Source organism: Stenotrophomonas sp. P5_A8, assembly GCF_056400545.1.
In genome coordinates, this window is sequence record NZ_JBFULB010000073.1 from 1 (window position 1) to 15,126 (window position 15,126).

Here is a 15,126-nt window from a genome sequence, read left to right on the forward strand (position 1 = left end):
AAGCTGGCATGAAGTCGTCGGCACGCTGGGCGAAGTGCGTGGCGATTTCCACGGTGAAAGCCGGCACCACCTGCATGGCGGCTTCGATATCCGCGGCGATGTCGGCCAGACCGTGCTGGCCATCGCCGATGGCAAGGTCAGCAGCCCGACCCCGACCTGGTCGGTGGGCGGGCAGGCCGAAGGGTTGGTGCTGGACCGGCTCAAGTACATCCACATGAAGGTCGGGCGCGACCCGGCCGATCGTCCGTTCGACCCGCGTTGGCAGCCGCTGTTCAACGACGAAGGCAAGCTGCAGCGCATTCGCGTGCGTCGTGGCACGCGCTTCCAGGTGGGCGACCGCCTGGGCAGCATCAACCGGATGGCGCACGTGCACCTCAGCGTGGGCGCCAGCGGTTTCGAGCGCAACGCGGTCGCGTTGGGGTTCACCGGCTATGTCGATACGGTCGCCCCGCGCATCACCGATGTGGCGCTGCTGGACGATCTGGACCAGCCGCTCACCGCTGGCGCGAATGGGCGCGTGGCGCTGCCGCGCAGCGGCCCGGGCGTGCAGATCGTGGTGGAGGCCTGGGACCAGGTGGACGGCAACCAGTCGCGACGTCGACTCGGGTCCTACCAGGTCGGCTACCAGATCCTCGATGCCCGGGGCCAGCCGCTCCCCGGTTATGAGCAGCCGCGCTTCAACATCGTGTTCAATTCAATGCCCCCGCGCGACAGTGCCACCAAGGTGGCCTATGCACCGGACAGCGGCATCACCGTGCATGGCAGCGCGGTCACCCGCTTCCGCTACCTGGTGACCAACACCGTGCGCGATGGTCGGGTGGAAACCGGTCGTTGGCAGCCGGACGCGTTGCCGGCCGGCGACTACGTGATCCGCGCCAGCGCGCGTGATTACAGCGGCAATGAAGGCATCGGTGCGCGCGACCTGAAGATCACCCTGCTGTAGCAGCAACGGCTACGCGCTGGGGCGGCGGCCTCAGGCACCGACGCGCGCGCGTTCGGCGTCCATGTCGGCCAATGGCCGCACTTCGATGCTGCCGAACCGTGACCACGGAAACTGCCGGGCGATGGCCAACGCTTCGTCGTGGTCGCGCGCGTTGATGAGGTTGAAGCCAGCCAGCAGTTCGTGGGTTTCGGCGAAGGGGCCGTCGGTGATCCGCGCCTGGCCCTGGCGGGTGCGCAGGGTGCGCGCACTGTCCACCGGCTGCAGTTGCTGGGCCAGCACCAGGGTGCCCTTGGCCTGCAGGGCATCGGCATGCTGCAGGCAATCATGCATGAGGCGATCGTATTCCTCGCCGGGCAGGGCCTGCAGCAGGCCTTCGTCGATATAGATCAGCAGCAGGAATTGCATGGCTGGACCGCTCCTGGGCAGGGGCGGCCATGATGCCGCAGCCGGCGCGACGGATGTGTTGCAGCGCGGCACGACGGAGCCGGAAATTTATTCTGCAGGCGTGTCGATTTCCGCCCCGCTGGGTCGTCGTAACCAGTGAAGGGCCCGCCAACCGGCGCGCCCACCCGGAGCAGACCGATGAAAGTAATGGTATTCGTCAAAGCCACCCCGGCCACCGAGGCCGGGCAGATGCCCACCGAAGCAGAAATCCGCGCCATGGGCGCCTTCAACGAGGCGCTGGTGCAGGCCGGGATCATGCTGGCCGGCGAGGGCCTGCACCCGACCTCGCGTGCGCGCCGGGTGGCCTTCGGGGAGGCGGCCCCGCGGGTGATCGACGGCCCCTTCGCCGAAACCGGCGAGCTGGTCTGCGGCTACTGGCTGTGGCAGGTGCGCTCGCTGGACGAAGCCACCGAATGGCTCACCCGCGCGCCGTTCGGTCCGGGCGCCGTCGTGGAGCTGCGCCCGGTCTTCGGCCCGGAGGATTTCGGCGCGGCCTTCACCCCCGAATTACAGGCGCAGGAACAGCGTCTGCGCGACCGTCTCGACAGCGGCCATTGAGAGGAGAATCCCGATGAAACTGATCCCGTTCCTGAGCTTCAACGGCACTACCCACGAGGCAATGGCGTTCTACGCCCAGGTCCTCGGCGGCAAGGTCGTCTCGGAAATGAAGTACCGCGACATGCCGCCGATGGAAAGCGCCGAGGGCTGTGGCGAGATGCCGCCGGAAACCCTGGACCACGTCGCCCACAGTCAGCTGGAGGTGGACGGCGCAATCCTGATGGCCGCCGACGGTCCGTCCCCGGCGGGTGAGAACAGCACCACGATCAACGTCGATGTCGATTCCATCGACGAAGCCGAGCGCGTGTTCAAGGCGCTGGCCGAGGGTGGCCAGGTAAAGATGCCGATCGGCGAGACCTTCTGGGCGCATCGCTGGGGCTTTCTGATCGACCGCTACGGCAAGCCGTGGATGGTCAACTGCATGAAGCAGCCCTGATCCCTCTTTCCTTTCAAGGATGTTGTGCCATGACCGATTCGCCACAGATGATCTTCGTCAACCTGCCCGTGCGCGACCTGGAGGCCTCCAAGGCCTTCTTCGCCGCTCTGGGCTACAGCTTCAATCCCACCTTCACCAATGCCGATGCCGCCTGCATGATCATCAGCGACAGCATCTTCGTGATGCTGCTGGTGGAGCGCTTCTTCAGCCAGTTCACCGCCAAGCCGATCAGTGATGCGCGCCTGCAGACCGAGGTGATCACCTGCCTGTCGGCGTCCAGCCGCGCGGACGTGGACGCATGGGTGGACAAGGCGCTGCAGGCCGGCGCCAGCGAGCCACAGCCGGCGCGCGATTATGGCTTCATGTACCAGCGCGGTTTCCAGGACCTGGATGGGCACCTCTGGGAAATCGCGCATATGGACGGTGCGCCGGGCTGATGCGGCGCCGTGCTTGTGCGGGGTCGACACTGATGCTGTGATCGCGTCCATGGACACCGCACTCTCGCACCGTTTGGACACCCTCTGGCGCATGGAGGCGCCGGTCCTGATCGCGCGCCTGGCCCGGATGCTGGGAGGCGATGTCGGGCGTGCCGAAGAACTGGCCCAGGACACCTGGCTGGCCGCGCTGGAGCGCTGGCCGGCGCAGGGGGTTCCGGACAACCCGGGAGCCTGGCTGATGACCACGGCGCGCAATCGTGCCATCGACGTGCTGCGGCAGCACCAGCGCGTGGCCGGCCAGCATGCCCGGTACGCCAGCGAACTGGAGCCGCAGCCGCTGCCATCCCCCGATGACAGCGATGCGCTGCAGGACGACATCGGCGATGACCTGCTGCGTTTGATGTTCGTGGCCTGCCACCCGGTGCTGTCGCCCGATGCGCGGGTGGCGCTGACCTTGCGCCTGCTGGGCGGGCTGACCACCGAGGAGATTGCGCGCGCGTTCCTGCAACCCGAACCCACCCTTGCCCAGCGCATCGTGCGTGCCAAGCGCACCCTTGCCGCCCGTGAGGTGCCGTTCGAAGTGCCGCGCCAGGCCGCATTGCCCGAGCGGCTGGCCTCGGTGCTGGAGGTGGTGTACCTGATCTTCAACGAAGGCTATGCCGCCAGTGCCGGCGATGACTGGATGCGTCCGGCGCTGTGCGAGGAGGCGTTGCGGTTGGGTCGGGTGCTGCTGCACCGGCTGCCGGCCTGGCCGCAGATCCACGGACTGGTGGCGTTGATGGAACTGCAGGCCTCGCGCGCGGCCGCGCGCGTGGATGCACACGGCGCGCCGATCCTGCTGCCTGAGCAGGACCGGACGCGCTGGGACTGGCTGCAGATCGCGCGTGGCCAGGCGGCACTGCAGCAGGCGATCGCACTCGGCGGCGGCGAGGATCCCTACGTACTGCAGGCGTTGATCGCCGACTGCCACGCCCGCGCGCGCCGCGTGCAGGACACCGACTGGGCTGGCATGGCCACGCTCTACCAACGGCTGGCGCGCCAGCAACCTTCGCCGGTGATCGAGTTGAACCGGGCCGTGGCGGTCTCGCGTGCCGAGGGCGCTGCCGCCGCCTGGCCGCTGGTGGAACGCCTGGCGCAGGACGGCCGGCTGCAGGACTACGCGCCGCTGGCGGCGGTGCAGGGCGACCTGCTGGCGCAGTTGGGGCGGGGCGAGGAGGCGCGCGCGGCGTTCCTGCGCGCGGCCGGCTTGACCGCCAACGCGCGCGAAAAGGCCCTGCTTGAGGCCCGGGCCGCTGCCGTCCCCATGGGCTGACGATATCGCAGCTTGCTCGCAGATAGGCGAGGGGCTATCGTTGCGCCCATTCATGAAACCGGTGCCGTCTTCGGACCCGGTCACACAAGGGACGCAGGCAGATGTTTTCAGGGAAGAAGCGGGCGCGCGCGCCACGCGCGTGGCTGTTGTTGTGCGTCATCGCCTTCTCCGGCATGGCCCACGCTGCCGACAAGTCGCAGCAGGTTTACTGGGCCGGGTTCGCCTTCACCGGCCAGGCCAATGCGCGCACTGACGTCGCCCCGCACAGCACCGCGGTGATCGAACGGCGCGGTGCCGAAGCGCTCAACCAGCAGCTCGGCGGCGCCCTGCGCCGACAGCCGCCGGCCCACCTGCAGCTGATCAGCGACCAGCTGGCCAAGCTCGATGGCACCACCAGCGCCACGGTGCTGGCCGCCGCGCTGGATCGCGAACTGGTCTCGGTCGAACCGATCGGCGACCAGTACAAGGTGCTGGTGGAAGTGGCGCTGCAGGCGCTGTTCTTCGACTTCCGCGAGCGCCAGGTGATCGCCTCCTATCCGCTCACCCTGCAGCGCATCGACCTGCGCGAGGACCGTCCGGACGAGGACGAGATCAACGCGATCGTGGCCGACCTGCTGTACGGCAGCGCCGCCAGCAGCCTGCCCGCGGTGCTGGCCCAGACCCTGTCCGGCGCACAGCTGCCCAACGCGTCGGTGCGTCGCCTGCAGGTGGGTGCGGTGACGCTGTCCGACGCGGCCCGCGCCAAGCTGCCCAACCCGTCGCTGGAAGCCCCGTTGCGCGCCACGCTGGCCCATGAGCTGTCCAAGACGCTCTCGTCCAACACCGGCATCGGCCTGCTGCCGCCGGCCACTGGCGAGGCGATCGGCGGTGCGATGGCCGCGCGCTTTGCCGACGGCAAGGTGTACCAGCTGAAAATCCCCGAGCCGGACTACGTCATCAAGCTGCAGCTGGATGCGATGAAGAGTGGCGTGATCAGCGAAACCGCGGCGATGAAGACGATGCTGTTTGGCGCGTTCTTCCAGGTCTCGGTGGTCGAACCGTTCTCCGGCAAGGTCTTCTTCGACCAGCCGCTGCGCAAGGGCGCCACCAAGGTGGTGCCGGTGACCCAGTGGCAGGTCGACCAGTGGTCGGCCAGCTATGAAACCGTGCTGGCCGGGCTCGATGCCTTCGCCGGCRCTGCGGCCAAACGCGCCGATTCGCGCGCCTGGCTGGACGAACAGAAGCCGGGCGGACGCCCGCTGCAGCAACAGACCCAGGCCCTCCAGGAGTTGATCAAATCATGTCGTTGATTCGTGCCGTTCTGCTGATTCTCATTGCGCTGATGGTGGCCGCGCCGGTCGCTGCGCAGACCGCCAGTTCGCGTGGCACCGGCTCGGCCAGTTACGGCCTTCGGCTGAGCGCCGATACCCGTGCCCAGGCCCTGAACAAGGCCAAGGTCAATGCACTGGAGGCCTACATCGCCGAATCCGGTGCGGCCAAGCTGCGCCTGTTCGAAGCGCGTCGCCCGGAGTTCATCGGCGAGATCGACCGCTACGTGCTGTCGACCGTGCCGTTGTCCGAAGACGAAGACAAGAAGGCCAAGACCTACTCGGTCACCGTGCGCGCCGAGATCAACACCACCCTGCTGCAGACCAAGCTGGATGCCGGCTCGGCCGTGGCCGGTGCGCGCAGCAGCGAGCGCTCGCTGCTGACCTTCCTGTTCATGGCGCGCTCGCAGGACACCGTGCAGTCCTTCCAGGACAAGGAATACCGTCGCGTCGACGCCAGCCGCAGCTATGACGAGAAGACCCGCGAAGGCGACAGCTTCCGTGGCAACTCGGTCAGCACCAATGGCAGCATCAACCAGAACGCGTCGGTGTCGGTCACCAGCGGCGGCAGCACCACCGCGCGCAGCGACAACATYAGCTGGAAGGTGGCCAACGCCGCCGAGGTCAACACCGCCATGACCGGTGCCTTCAGCAGCGCCGGCTACGAAGTGGTCGAAGCGGAGTACGTCGAAGGCGAAAGCCGCGGCCTGCTCAGCATCGAGCGCATCCGCAAGGACTTCAGCACCGGCAACGACCTGTCCGCCGCCACCCTGCGCGACACCGCCAACGGCATCCGCGCGGCCAACATCCCGTACATCGCGGTGGGCACGCTGGACATCGGCATGCGCGACCGCGACCCGGCCTCGGGCAACACCCGCGTGTACGTCACCGTGACCGGCAAGGTACTGGACGTGACCGGTCGCTTCCCGCGCACCGTGTCTTCGGTCGGTCCGGTGCAGTACGCCGGCCTGGGCCCGAATGAAACCGTCGCCCGCACCAATGCACTGCGCGAAGCCGCCGAACAGGCTGCCCAGCAGATGATCAACGAACTCAACGTCAAGGCCGTGCGCTGATCCAGCGCGGGTTGTCTCTTCTGCCGGCCAGCGGCCGGCAGCTACCGTCGTCAAACAAGGACTACACCATGATCCGCAAGACCCTTATCGCACTGGCCATCGCCACCACCTTCGCCGCACCGGCACACGCCCAGCTCGGCAAGCTCAAGGGCCTGGTCGGCGGCGGCGACAGCGCCGCGTCCAGCAGCGCCGGTGCCCCGGACGAAGCCGCGCAGGAAGCGCTGGTGCGTCGTTTCGTCAGCTCGCAGTCGCATTCGCTGCAGGCCCAGACCTCCTTCGCCAAGGCCTTCGGCCTGGCCGAGCAGGTGCAGCTGCTGGAAGCCRAGCGCCAGGCGCTGTCGTCCGGGTCGGTCAACGTGGAGCAGATGAAGAAGTCGGTCTCGGTCAGCGAAAAGGCCCAGGCCGCCATCGACGAGCGCGTTGCTGCCCAGCCGGAACTCAACGCCGAGTCGAAGAAGCATTACGCCGACGGCCTGGTGTCGCTGGTGGCCTCCGCTGCCGAAGGCCAGAAGCTGAGCGGTGAAGCCAACAACTTCGCCAGCGGCATGAAGAACCTCGGTGCCACCCAGCTGGCCACCGTGGGCCGCAAGCTGGCCGCCGGTGCATGGGTGGCCAAGGAATCGCCGGGCTACCTGAAGGGCCTGTATTCCTCGTCCAAGGCGGCGATGACCTTTGCCCGTGCCAGCAAGATCAAGCTGCCGAGCAACGCCGACGCCATGCTCGACGGCCTGAACTGATCCAGGACGGCCACGCATGCAGACCTCTCTCCGACTGTTGAGCCTGGCCCTGACCGCCACCCTGCTTGCCGCCTGCGGCAAGCAGGAGGAGGCGGTGGCGCCGGTCCCGGCCAAGCCTGAAACCAAGCTGGCCCAGCCGGCCGAAGAACAGCCGCTGCGCGGCGCGCCGGACTTCGGCGGCACCACCCAGGTGGCGCGCGAAGCCGACGGTATCGGCAGCACGCCGGAACTGGCGGTGCTGGCTGCGCTGCAGTCGGCGGTGGCACAGGTCAATGGCGTGCGCGTGGCCAGCCAGATGCAGGGCATTCGTGCCGGACTGCATGTGGACGTGGACGGCGAACACGTCGGCGATATCCGCGCCGACGCGTTTTCCCAGCAGATGATCGCCGCCTCGCAGGGGGCGGTGCTGGGATATGAAATCCTCTCGCAGGAAGAAGTCACCCAGCTGGATGAAGAAGTGGTGGCGCGCGTGCGTGCCAGCGATGCCGGCTTCACCTACTCCGCCTCGGCCTCGGCCAGCGGTTCAGGCCAGGCCAGTGCCGACGCCAGTGGTGGCGGCGGTTCGGCCTCGGCCAGCATCAAGGAAAGCTACAAGGAACAGGCCCAGGTAGAGGCCAAGCGCGGCGCACAGTCGTTCGAGTCCGACCTCAACCGTCGCACGCTGCGCAGTTACTGGAAGGTGCGGATCAAGGCGGATATCGCCAAGTACCGCGCCCCGGACGAACAGGGCAGGCCGAAGATCGTGGTGGCCGAGCCGCATGTGCGCGCCGGTACCTACGCGGTCGGCGACGGCCGCGTCAGCAGCGACGAAGTAGCCCGCGCGATCCGTGCGCGCCTCAACGACACCCTGACCCAGACCAAGCGTTTCATCGTGCTCGATCGCGAGTTCGGCGCCGAGATGCAGGCCGAGATCGACCACATCAACAGCGGCAACGTGCGCCTGCAGGACACCGCGCGGCTGGGCCAGCAACTGGCCACCGATCTGATCCTCATCCCGAGCATCGAGCGCTTCGAGTACCCGCGCAGCGTGCGCCAGCTGCGCATGTCCGATCGCCAGGTCAGCTCGTATTCCGGTGGCGGTCGCATCACCCTGCGGCTGATCAACGCGGCCACCGGCGAGGTGGTGATGTCCGACAGCTTCGACCACCAGCTGGCCTCGACCGGCCCGAGCACGCTGCCGCGTGTGGTAGATGGCAAGGGCATGGCGGCGGCGATGATGGATTCGCTGTCCGGCCAGATCGGCAGCGCGATCATCACCGAGATCTTCCCGGTGTCGGTGGTGTCGATGAGCGGTGACCAGGTGGTGCTCAGCCAGGGCGGCGATTCGCTGCAGGTTGGCCAGCGCTGGCAGGCGGTGATGCTGGGCGAGGCGTTGAAGGACCCGCAGACCGGCCGTTCGCTGGGCCGCACCGAGACGCCGTGCTGCACCGTGCGTATCGACCGCGTGGCCTCGCAGACCTCCTACGGCACCATTGAAGGGGGCGCCGATCTGGGCGGTGCGACCTTCAAGCCTGGCGCGATCGAGCTGCGCCAGAAGGCGGCCCCGGTGAAGGCTGCGGCGACCGCCTCGTCCGGTGGGGCGACCAAGCCGGCCGCGAAACGTTCGGCGGCCCCCAAGCCGGCGGCACCGGCAGAAGATCCCAACTGGTAACGCATCGCCTACACTCGGGATCTACGTGGTCCCGTTGTGGAGAGAGCGATGAAACGAGTAGTACTGAGCGTGCTGGCGCTGTCGGTGTCCAGCGCGCTGATGGCGGCAACGCCGAAGTTCGACGGCGCGCGGATCTCCGCCGACGTCAAGGAACTGGCCTCGGACGCCTACGAAGGGCGTTCGCCGGCCACCGCCGGTGAAGAGAAAACCGTTGCCTACCTGAGCCGGCAGTTCGCGGCGGCCGGCCTGCAGCCGGGCGGCGACCTCAAGGACGGCAAGCGTCTGTGGACCCAGGCCGTGCCGCTGCGCAAGGGCGATATCGTCGGCACGCCGAGCCTGTCGCTGGCCGGCAAGGGCAAGCCGCAGGTGCTCAGCCAGGGCAAGGAAATCGCCGTGCGCGCCGCCATGAACGGTGCCTCCGAAGTAGATATCAAGAATGCGCCGCTGGTCTTCCTCGGCTACGGCGTCAACGCACCGGAGCGCCACTGGGACGACTTCAAGGGCGTGGACCTGAAGGGCAAGATCGCCGTGGTGCTGATCAACGACCCGGACTTCGAAAGCGGCCAGGGCGACTTCGACGGCAAGGGCATGACCTACTACGGTCGCTGGACCTACAAGTACGAAGAAGGCGCGCGCCAGGGCGCACTCGGCGTGCTGATCGTGCACGAAACCGCACCGGCCTCCTATGGCTGGGCCACCGTGGCCGGTTCCAACACCAACACCATGTTCGACGTGGTCCGCGACAACCCGGCCGAGGCGCATCCGCTGCTGGAAGGCTGGATCCAGCGCGACCTGGCCGTGGAGCTGTTCAAGCGCGCGGGCCTGGATTTCGAGACGCTCAAGCAGCAGGCGCAGACCCGCGACTTCAAGCCGGTGGAACTGAAGGGCGAAACCTTCTCGGCCAAGTACGCGGTCAAGTCCGAGGTGATCACCTCGCACAACGTGGCCGCACGCCTGGAAGGCAGCAGGCATCCGGACGAGACCGTCGTATACAGCGCGCACTGGGATCACATCGGCGTGGGCAAGCCCGACGCCAACGGCGACACCATCTTCAACGGCGCGCTGGACAACGCCAGCGGCACCGCCTCGCTGGTCGAACTGGCGCGCGRCTTTGCCAAGGGCAAGCGCCCGGAGCGTTCGGTGCTGTTCCTGGCGGTCACCGCCGAGGAGAAGGGCCTGCTCGGCTCGGAGTATTACGCCAGCCATCCGCTGTACCCGCTGAGCAAGACGGTGGCGGTGATCAACATGGACGGCATGGCGCCGTTCGGGCCCTCGCGTGATTTCGGCATCTACGGCTCGGCCAAGCTGGAACTGCTGGACCAGCTCAAGGACGTGGCCAAGGGCTGGGACATCCGCTACACCCCGGACCCGAAGCCGGAAGCGGGCCTGTTCTTCCGCTCCGACCACTTCCCCTTCGCCAAGCGCGGCGTGCCGGCCGTGTCCTACTCGGCCGGCCAGGACTGGGTGGACGGCGGCGTGGCCGCAGGCAAGGCCGCCTCGGACGACTACACCGCCAAGCGCTACCACCAGCAGGGCGATGAGTGGCAGCCGGACTGGACCTTCGCCGGCGCCTCGCGCGACCTGGAAGTGCTGTACACCCTGGGCAACCAGCTGGCCAATTCGCGGGCCTGGCCGAACTGGAGCGACGATTCCCAGTTCCGTGCGCCGCGCGATGCCAGCGCCGCCGAGCGGAAATAAGCCGACCCTCCCCACCGGCATCGCCGGTGGGGACGCCGCTTGCCCGGCTTCATCCCCTCATTTCCCGCCTTCGTCGCATGCCGCTTGTTCCCGGCGGTGGCAGGGCTATGCTCGCCTCACACCCTATGTGAAGACGCCGCCGTGCTCCCCAGCCTCGCTCTGATTCTCCGCATCCTGTTGGCCTGGGCCGCCGCGATCGTCGTGGCCGGTTTCGTGTGGAGTGGCATCTTCAGCGGCATGGACGACGGACCCGGCTGGGTCTTCGGCCTGCTGGCGATGTTCCTGATGGTCACCGCGATCGGCAGCTGCATCACCCACCTCCGCCGGGTCTGGCTGGTGGCCGGGCACCTGGACGGGACGACCCTGTCCAGCCGCCAACGCCGCCAGATCGAACTGCCGATGGATGCGGGCCCGGCCTTCGCGCTGCTGGAAAAGGCCATCGCCGAACTACCGCGGGTGGAAGACATCGAAAGCGCCGCCGGCAGCCTGCAGGTGCGCGCGTACGTACGTCGTGTTGATCCCTACAACGGCCGCCCGCCGTCGCGCTGGAACCTGCCGGCACGGCTGGCGATCCGCCGCAACAGCGTGCTGGCCACGGTCACCCCGGGGCAGGGCACCAGCAGCGTCACCCTGCTGTTCGAACCCGATGCCGGGGTCTGGGCCGACCTGCTGGCGGTGGACGAAGGCAGCAACTACGAGAACGCCGAAGCGGTCAGCCGCGCCATCACCCGCCGCGTGTCCGAGCAGCGCCGTGACGAGCAGGCCGCGGCCGAGCAGACCTCCACCGAAAAGGAACTGTCGGTGGCCAAGCTCAACCTGCTGCATGCCCAGGTCGAGCCGCACTTCCTCTACAACACGCTGGCCAACGCGCAGGTGCTCACCCGCACCGATCCCCCGCGTGCCGACCAGATGCTGGGCCATCTCATCCAGTACCTGCGCAGCTCGCTGCCGAGTGTGGACGAATCGATGTCCACCCTGCGCGTGGAGCTGGAGCGTGCCCAGGCCTACCTGGAAATCCTCAAGATCCGCATGGGTGCCCGACTGGCGTTGCAGGTCGATGTGGCGCCGGCACTGCTGGACCTGCCGCTGCCGTCGATGGCGCTGCAGACCCTGGTGGAAAACGCGATCAAGCACGGCCTGGAACCCAAGCCCGGCGGTGGCACGGTCTGGATCATCGCGCGCCCCTTCGACGACCACGTGACCCTGACCGTGGCCGACGACGGGCTGGGCTTCGGGCACGGCAGCAGCGGCACCGGCATCGGCTTGAAGAACCTGCGCGAACGGCTGCGGCTGACCTGCGGCGAACGCGCCGGCGTGGCCATTGTGTCCAACTTCCCCAGCGGCGTGGCCGCCACCATTACCCTGCCGCGTGATGCGCGCGAGGCGATCCATGCAGCTTGATGCCCTCATCGCCGAAGACGAAGACCTGCTGCGCCAGTCGCTCGTGGCCCAGCTGCAGCGGTTGTGGCCGGAACTGCGGCTGGTGGCCGAATGCGAAGACGGTGCCTGCGCGCTGGAGAAGCTGGCCGAGCTCAAGCCGGACCTGGCCTTCCTGGACATCCGCATGCCCGGCATCACCGGCATCGACGTGGCCCGCGCGTTGCCGGACATCAGCCCGCGCACGCAGGTGGTGTTCGTCACCGCCTACGACCAGTACGCCATCGATGCCTTCGAGCAGGGTGCGATGGACTACCTGCTCAAGCCGGTCAGCGACGAGCGCCTGCTCGCCACCCGCGAGCGCATCCTGGCGCGCATGCAGCAGGGCCGGCCCGACAGCGCGATGCTCGAGCAACTGCTGCAGCGGCTGGGCCACAGCGGCGCCAGCGCGCCAAGCACGCCGCCGCTGGCCTGGATCACCGCCAGCAACGGCCGCGATACGCAGCTGATCATGCTGGAGGACGTGCTGTACTTCCGTGCCGACAGCAAGTACACCACGGTGGTCACCGAGCAGGGCGAAAGCCTGCTGCGCACGCCGCTGCGCGAGTTGCTGGACGTGCTGGACCCGCAGCGTTTCCGCCAGGTGCATCGTTCCACCATCGTCAACATGAAAGCGGTGGCGGCGGTGAGTCGCGATGAGAGCGGGCGCGGCCAACTGCGCCTGAAACACCGCGCCGAGCTGCTCAGTGTCAGCCAACCGTTCATGAGCCTGTTCCGCGGCATGTAAGCCACCCGTCCACCCCAGCCTGGAGCGACCATGCGCCACGTACTTATCCTGTGCACCGCCGTGCTGGCCATCGCCGGCTGCGCACAATCCAACAACACCTCGGTCACCCGCGTGCGTGCCAATGGCGTAGATGTGCTCTACAGCAAGAGCACGGTGGTGGACGGGGTGGCACAGTTCGAGTGCATCGCCAGCAGCAGTGGCCAGTGCCACTACCTGGTGCTGGCCCCGGGCTGCAAGACCGATGCGGCCTGCACACAGGCGCCCTTGCGGCGCCTGTCGGTGGCGGTCGGCAAGACCGAACGGGTGCCCGATCTGCCCAAGGGATTCAGCCTGTGCGTCAGCGGGCAGCCCAAAGAACAATGCCACCGTGAGTGATCACGGTGGCATCGTGGCTCCCCCCGGATTCCGGGACGGCTAGAAGGCCGGTTGCAGGTGCAGGTTGCCGCGGTGGTCCTGCTCACCCACATGGTTGAGCTGGCCGACCAGTTCCGAATGCTGCTTCATCCGGCCGATCTCGCGCATGATGCGGATGTCTTCATGGCGCAGCTCGCGGCGGGCGGTAACGGCCTGCTTGTAGTCGAGCACTTCCGGATACAGCTGGGCCATGTCCAGCGCCTCGGCCACGCATTCCACGGTGTCGGCGTCGGAGGTGATCCGCGCGCGGCTGTTGAAGGCCTTCATCCAGCGCTCGAAGCCGGCGGTATGGTCGAACATGTTGGCCATGAACCAGATCACGAACAGGATCGAGATCCACGACCCGAACACGATCACCACGCGGGTGAAGGTGATATGGAAGTCGTCGCGCCACAGGTAGTTGCTGATCAGGCCGAGGATCAGCAGCGAGGAGGCCTGCCAGCCCACGATGGAGGCCATCAGCCACTGGCCCTTGGCCTTGGCCAGCACCTCCACTTCCTCGCGGATCYGCTGCTCGCTCTTGTTACGCCAATGCGCGACCTGTTTTTCGAACGGGCTGTTGTACAGCTCGTTGTCCTGCAACAGCAAACCCAAACCCTTGAACAAAGCGATCATGACGTGCTCCTTCTGGAACGTGCGACAGCGCATTGGGTAAACGTGAGGCGGATTCAGTTCTAGCACTTCCAGCGGACCGTGCAATGGGTGCGGTGCGAAGCCGGAGGAGGGCTTTTTCTGAATGGGCAGACGGTGGTGCAGCGCACCATTGCGCGCGTGGCCTGCGACAAGATGTCGCACGCATTTTCGTGCTGCGGTTGCACATGAAACGGGGGCTGAGCCGCCAGGCTCGCTGGGGGCTGCGTGATCGGCCAGAATCAGGGCGGACCGCGCAGCCTGCGGTCGTCTCCGCCCCCTTTGGATCTGTGATGCCGCCACTGCTGCAACGTCTTTCCCGCCCCGTCACCGCGCCCATCCGGCGTTGGGTACTGGGGGCCTTCCCGCGCGGCCAGAGCGGGATCGACTACGACCAGCCGCTGGGCGATCCGGGCTGGTTCGGGCCGCACAGCGTGACCTGGCGGGTGCATTCGGAGTTTCCGGGGATGCTGGCCGGGGGGCTGTGCGCGTTGATGCTGCAGACGTTGCATCCGCTGGCGCTGGCCGGGGTGTATGACCATTCCAACTTCCGCGACGATCTGGTCGGGCGGTTGCGCCGGACCACGGCGTTCGTGGCTGGCACCAGCTATGCGCCGTCCGGCGAGGTGGAGGCGCTGGTGGCCAAGGTGAAGCGTATTCATGCGCAAGTACGCGGGCAGACGCCCGACGGTCGCGTGTATTCCGCCGACGATCCGGCGCTGCTGACCTGGGTGCATGTGACCGAGGCCTACGGCTTCCTGCAGGGCTGTCGCCGCTATTGCCGTGAGGTGCCGGTGGCGATCGCCGACCAGTATTACGGCGAGTACAAGCGGGTGGCCGAGGCGTTGGGCGCCACGGAGGTGCCGGCTACGGAAGCGGAGGTGGACGCGTATTTCGCCCGGCAGTTGCCGCAGTTGCGTTTCGATGCGCGCTCGCGCGAGGTGCTGGCGGTGTTGTCGGGCATTCGTCTTCCGGTGCCGATGGCGGGGCTGTCGCGCGAGCTGTTCCTCGGCGCGGGGGCGGCGCTGTTGCCGGGCTGGGCCGAGGCGATGCTGGAGCGCACGGCGGTGCAGCGCGCACAGTCCCGTACCTCGGGGCGGGTGCTGCGTGCGATGGCGCCGTTGTTCCGGCGTGCGTTGCAGGATGGGTTGGCGACACGTGCCTGTACGCGGATGGGCGTGCCGGGGAGTGTGTTGGGTGAGTGGGGGTGATGCATAAGAGCCTTCTTGTCTGCGCGCCAGCGGGCGGGGCGGGGGTGTGTGGGYTCGCGGGACACGCCGCAAGTACGTCCGTGTAGGCTCCCAAGCCGCATCCATGCGGCT

The 15,126-nt window shown here is 67.5% G+C and carries 15 protein-coding genes and 1 pseudogene; 14 read left to right on the forward strand and 2 right to left on the reverse strand.

The window, feature by feature from the left end; all coding sequences use genetic code 11:
• A pseudogene (locus AC1DQP_RS07605) lies at positions 1 to 943 on the forward strand (gluconolaconase); the annotation flags it as partial.
• Between the two features lie 30 nt (positions 944 to 973).
• Here AC1DQP_RS07605 and AC1DQP_RS07610 read toward each other — a convergent pair.
• Positions 974 to 1,348, reverse strand: coding sequence for a YciI family protein (locus AC1DQP_RS07610; protein WP_256775120.1), 375 nt, complete (start codon positions 1,346 to 1,348; stop codon positions 974 to 976).
• A 177-nt stretch (positions 1,349 to 1,525) separates the two neighbouring features.
• Here AC1DQP_RS07610 and AC1DQP_RS07615 point away from each other — a divergent pair, with 177 nt between their 5' ends.
• The 12 genes from AC1DQP_RS07615 to AC1DQP_RS07670 all read left to right on the forward strand — a co-directional run bounded on the left by AC1DQP_RS07615 (position 1,526) and on the right by AC1DQP_RS07670 (position 13,135).
• Positions 1,526 to 1,945 carry a YciI family protein gene (locus tag AC1DQP_RS07615; protein WP_478051360.1) on the forward strand — a complete coding sequence of 140 codons (420 nt, stop codon included), beginning with the start codon at positions 1,526 to 1,528 and terminating at the stop codon, positions 1,943 to 1,945.
• A 13-nt stretch (positions 1,946 to 1,958) separates the two neighbouring features.
• Positions 1,959 to 2,381, forward strand: coding sequence for a VOC family protein (locus AC1DQP_RS07620; protein ID WP_457318449.1), 423 nt, complete (start codon positions 1,959 to 1,961; stop codon positions 2,379 to 2,381).
• A 29-nt stretch (positions 2,382 to 2,410) separates the two neighbouring features.
• Positions 2,411 to 2,818, forward strand: a complete 408-nt coding sequence (locus AC1DQP_RS07625) for a VOC family protein (RefSeq protein ID WP_457318450.1) — start codon at positions 2,411 to 2,413, stop codon at positions 2,816 to 2,818.
• Positions 2,819 to 2,867: 49 nt separating this feature from the next.
• The gene (locus AC1DQP_RS07630) at positions 2,868 to 4,130 is read left to right on the forward strand and encodes an RNA polymerase sigma factor (RefSeq protein WP_457318451.1); all 1,263 of its coding nucleotides are present in this window, start codon (positions 2,868 to 2,870) and stop codon (positions 4,128 to 4,130) included.
• A 101-nt stretch (positions 4,131 to 4,231) separates the two neighbouring features.
• Positions 4,232 to 5,419, forward strand: a complete 1,188-nt coding sequence (locus tag AC1DQP_RS07635; RefSeq protein WP_478051361.1) for a hypothetical protein — start codon at positions 4,232 to 4,234, stop codon at positions 5,417 to 5,419.
• Complete coding sequence (locus AC1DQP_RS07640) at positions 5,410 to 6,510, forward strand: hypothetical protein (protein ID WP_256775125.1); 1,101 nt, start codon at positions 5,410 to 5,412, stop codon at positions 6,508 to 6,510. Before AC1DQP_RS07635 ends, AC1DQP_RS07640 begins: the two co-directional genes overlap by 10 nt.
• Before the next feature lie 68 nt (positions 6,511 to 6,578).
• Positions 6,579 to 7,247 carry a hypothetical protein gene (locus AC1DQP_RS07645; protein ID WP_478051362.1) on the forward strand — a complete coding sequence of 223 codons (669 nt, stop codon included), beginning with the start codon at positions 6,579 to 6,581 and terminating at the stop codon, positions 7,245 to 7,247.
• Positions 7,248 to 7,263: 16 nt separating this feature from the next.
• Positions 7,264 to 8,898, forward strand: a complete 1,635-nt coding sequence (locus AC1DQP_RS07650; protein WP_457318452.1) for a CsgG/HfaB family protein — start codon at positions 7,264 to 7,266, stop codon at positions 8,896 to 8,898.
• A gap of 48 nt (positions 8,899 to 8,946) precedes the next feature.
• Complete coding sequence (locus AC1DQP_RS07655; RefSeq protein WP_478051363.1) at positions 8,947 to 10,596, forward strand: M28 family metallopeptidase; 1,650 nt, start codon at positions 8,947 to 8,949, stop codon at positions 10,594 to 10,596.
• Positions 10,597 to 10,737: 141 nt separating this feature from the next.
• Positions 10,738 to 11,997 (forward strand): histidine kinase, encoded by a 1,260-nt coding sequence (locus AC1DQP_RS07660; RefSeq protein WP_256775129.1) that lies wholly within the window; start codon positions 10,738 to 10,740, stop codon positions 11,995 to 11,997.
• Entirely contained in the window at positions 11,987 to 12,760 is a 774-nt protein-coding gene (locus AC1DQP_RS07665) for a LytR/AlgR family response regulator transcription factor (protein ID WP_256775130.1), read from the forward strand. Before AC1DQP_RS07660 ends, AC1DQP_RS07665 begins: the two co-directional genes overlap by 11 nt.
• A 30-nt stretch (positions 12,761 to 12,790) precedes the next feature.
• Positions 12,791 to 13,135, forward strand: coding sequence for a hypothetical protein (locus AC1DQP_RS07670; RefSeq protein WP_457318455.1), 345 nt, complete (start codon positions 12,791 to 12,793; stop codon positions 13,133 to 13,135).
• Positions 13,136 to 13,174: 39 nt separating this feature from the next.
• Here AC1DQP_RS07670 and AC1DQP_RS07675 read toward each other — a convergent pair whose 3' ends face one another.
• Positions 13,175 to 13,789: a hypothetical protein gene (locus tag AC1DQP_RS07675; protein WP_478051364.1), complete on the reverse strand. Its 615-nt coding sequence runs from the start codon at positions 13,787 to 13,789 to the stop codon at positions 13,175 to 13,177.
• 308 nt (positions 13,790 to 14,097) lie between these two features.
• Between AC1DQP_RS07675 and AC1DQP_RS07680 the strand changes: the two genes are divergently transcribed.
• On the forward strand, positions 14,098 to 15,015 hold the full coding sequence (locus tag AC1DQP_RS07680; protein WP_256775133.1) for an oxygenase MpaB family protein: 918 nt from the start codon (positions 14,098 to 14,100) through the stop codon (positions 15,013 to 15,015).
• The last annotated feature ends 111 nt before the right edge of the window (positions 15,016 to 15,126 follow it).

What these genes read in the sequence shown, in the direction of transcription:
- AC1DQP_RS07625 (WP_457318450.1), top strand. Translation starts at nt 2,411, where the DNA reads ATGACCGATTCGCCACAGATGATCTTCGTCAACCTGCCCGTGCGCGAC.
- AC1DQP_RS07670 (WP_457318455.1), top strand. Translation starts at nt 12,791, where the DNA reads ATGCGCCACGTACTTATCCTGTGCACCGCCGTGCTGGCCATCGCCGGC.
- AC1DQP_RS07610 (WP_256775120.1), bottom strand. Translation starts at nt 1,348, where the DNA reads ATGCAATTCCTGCTGCTGATCTATATCGACGAAGGCCTGCTGCAGGCC.
- AC1DQP_RS07620 (WP_457318449.1), top strand. Translation starts at nt 1,959, where the DNA reads ATGAAACTGATCCCGTTCCTGAGCTTCAACGGCACTACCCACGAGGCA.
- AC1DQP_RS07680 (WP_256775133.1), top strand. Translation starts at nt 14,098, where the DNA reads ATGCCGCCACTGCTGCAACGTCTTTCCCGCCCCGTCACCGCGCCCATC.
- AC1DQP_RS07665 (WP_256775130.1), top strand. Translation starts at nt 11,987, where the DNA reads ATGCAGCTTGATGCCCTCATCGCCGAAGACGAAGACCTGCTGCGCCAG.
- AC1DQP_RS07630 (WP_457318451.1), top strand. Translation starts at nt 2,868, where the DNA reads ATGGACACCGCACTCTCGCACCGTTTGGACACCCTCTGGCGCATGGAG.
- AC1DQP_RS07650 (WP_457318452.1), top strand. Translation starts at nt 7,264, where the DNA reads ATGCAGACCTCTCTCCGACTGTTGAGCCTGGCCCTGACCGCCACCCTG.
- AC1DQP_RS07615 (WP_478051360.1), top strand. Translation starts at nt 1,526, where the DNA reads ATGAAAGTAATGGTATTCGTCAAAGCCACCCCGGCCACCGAGGCCGGG.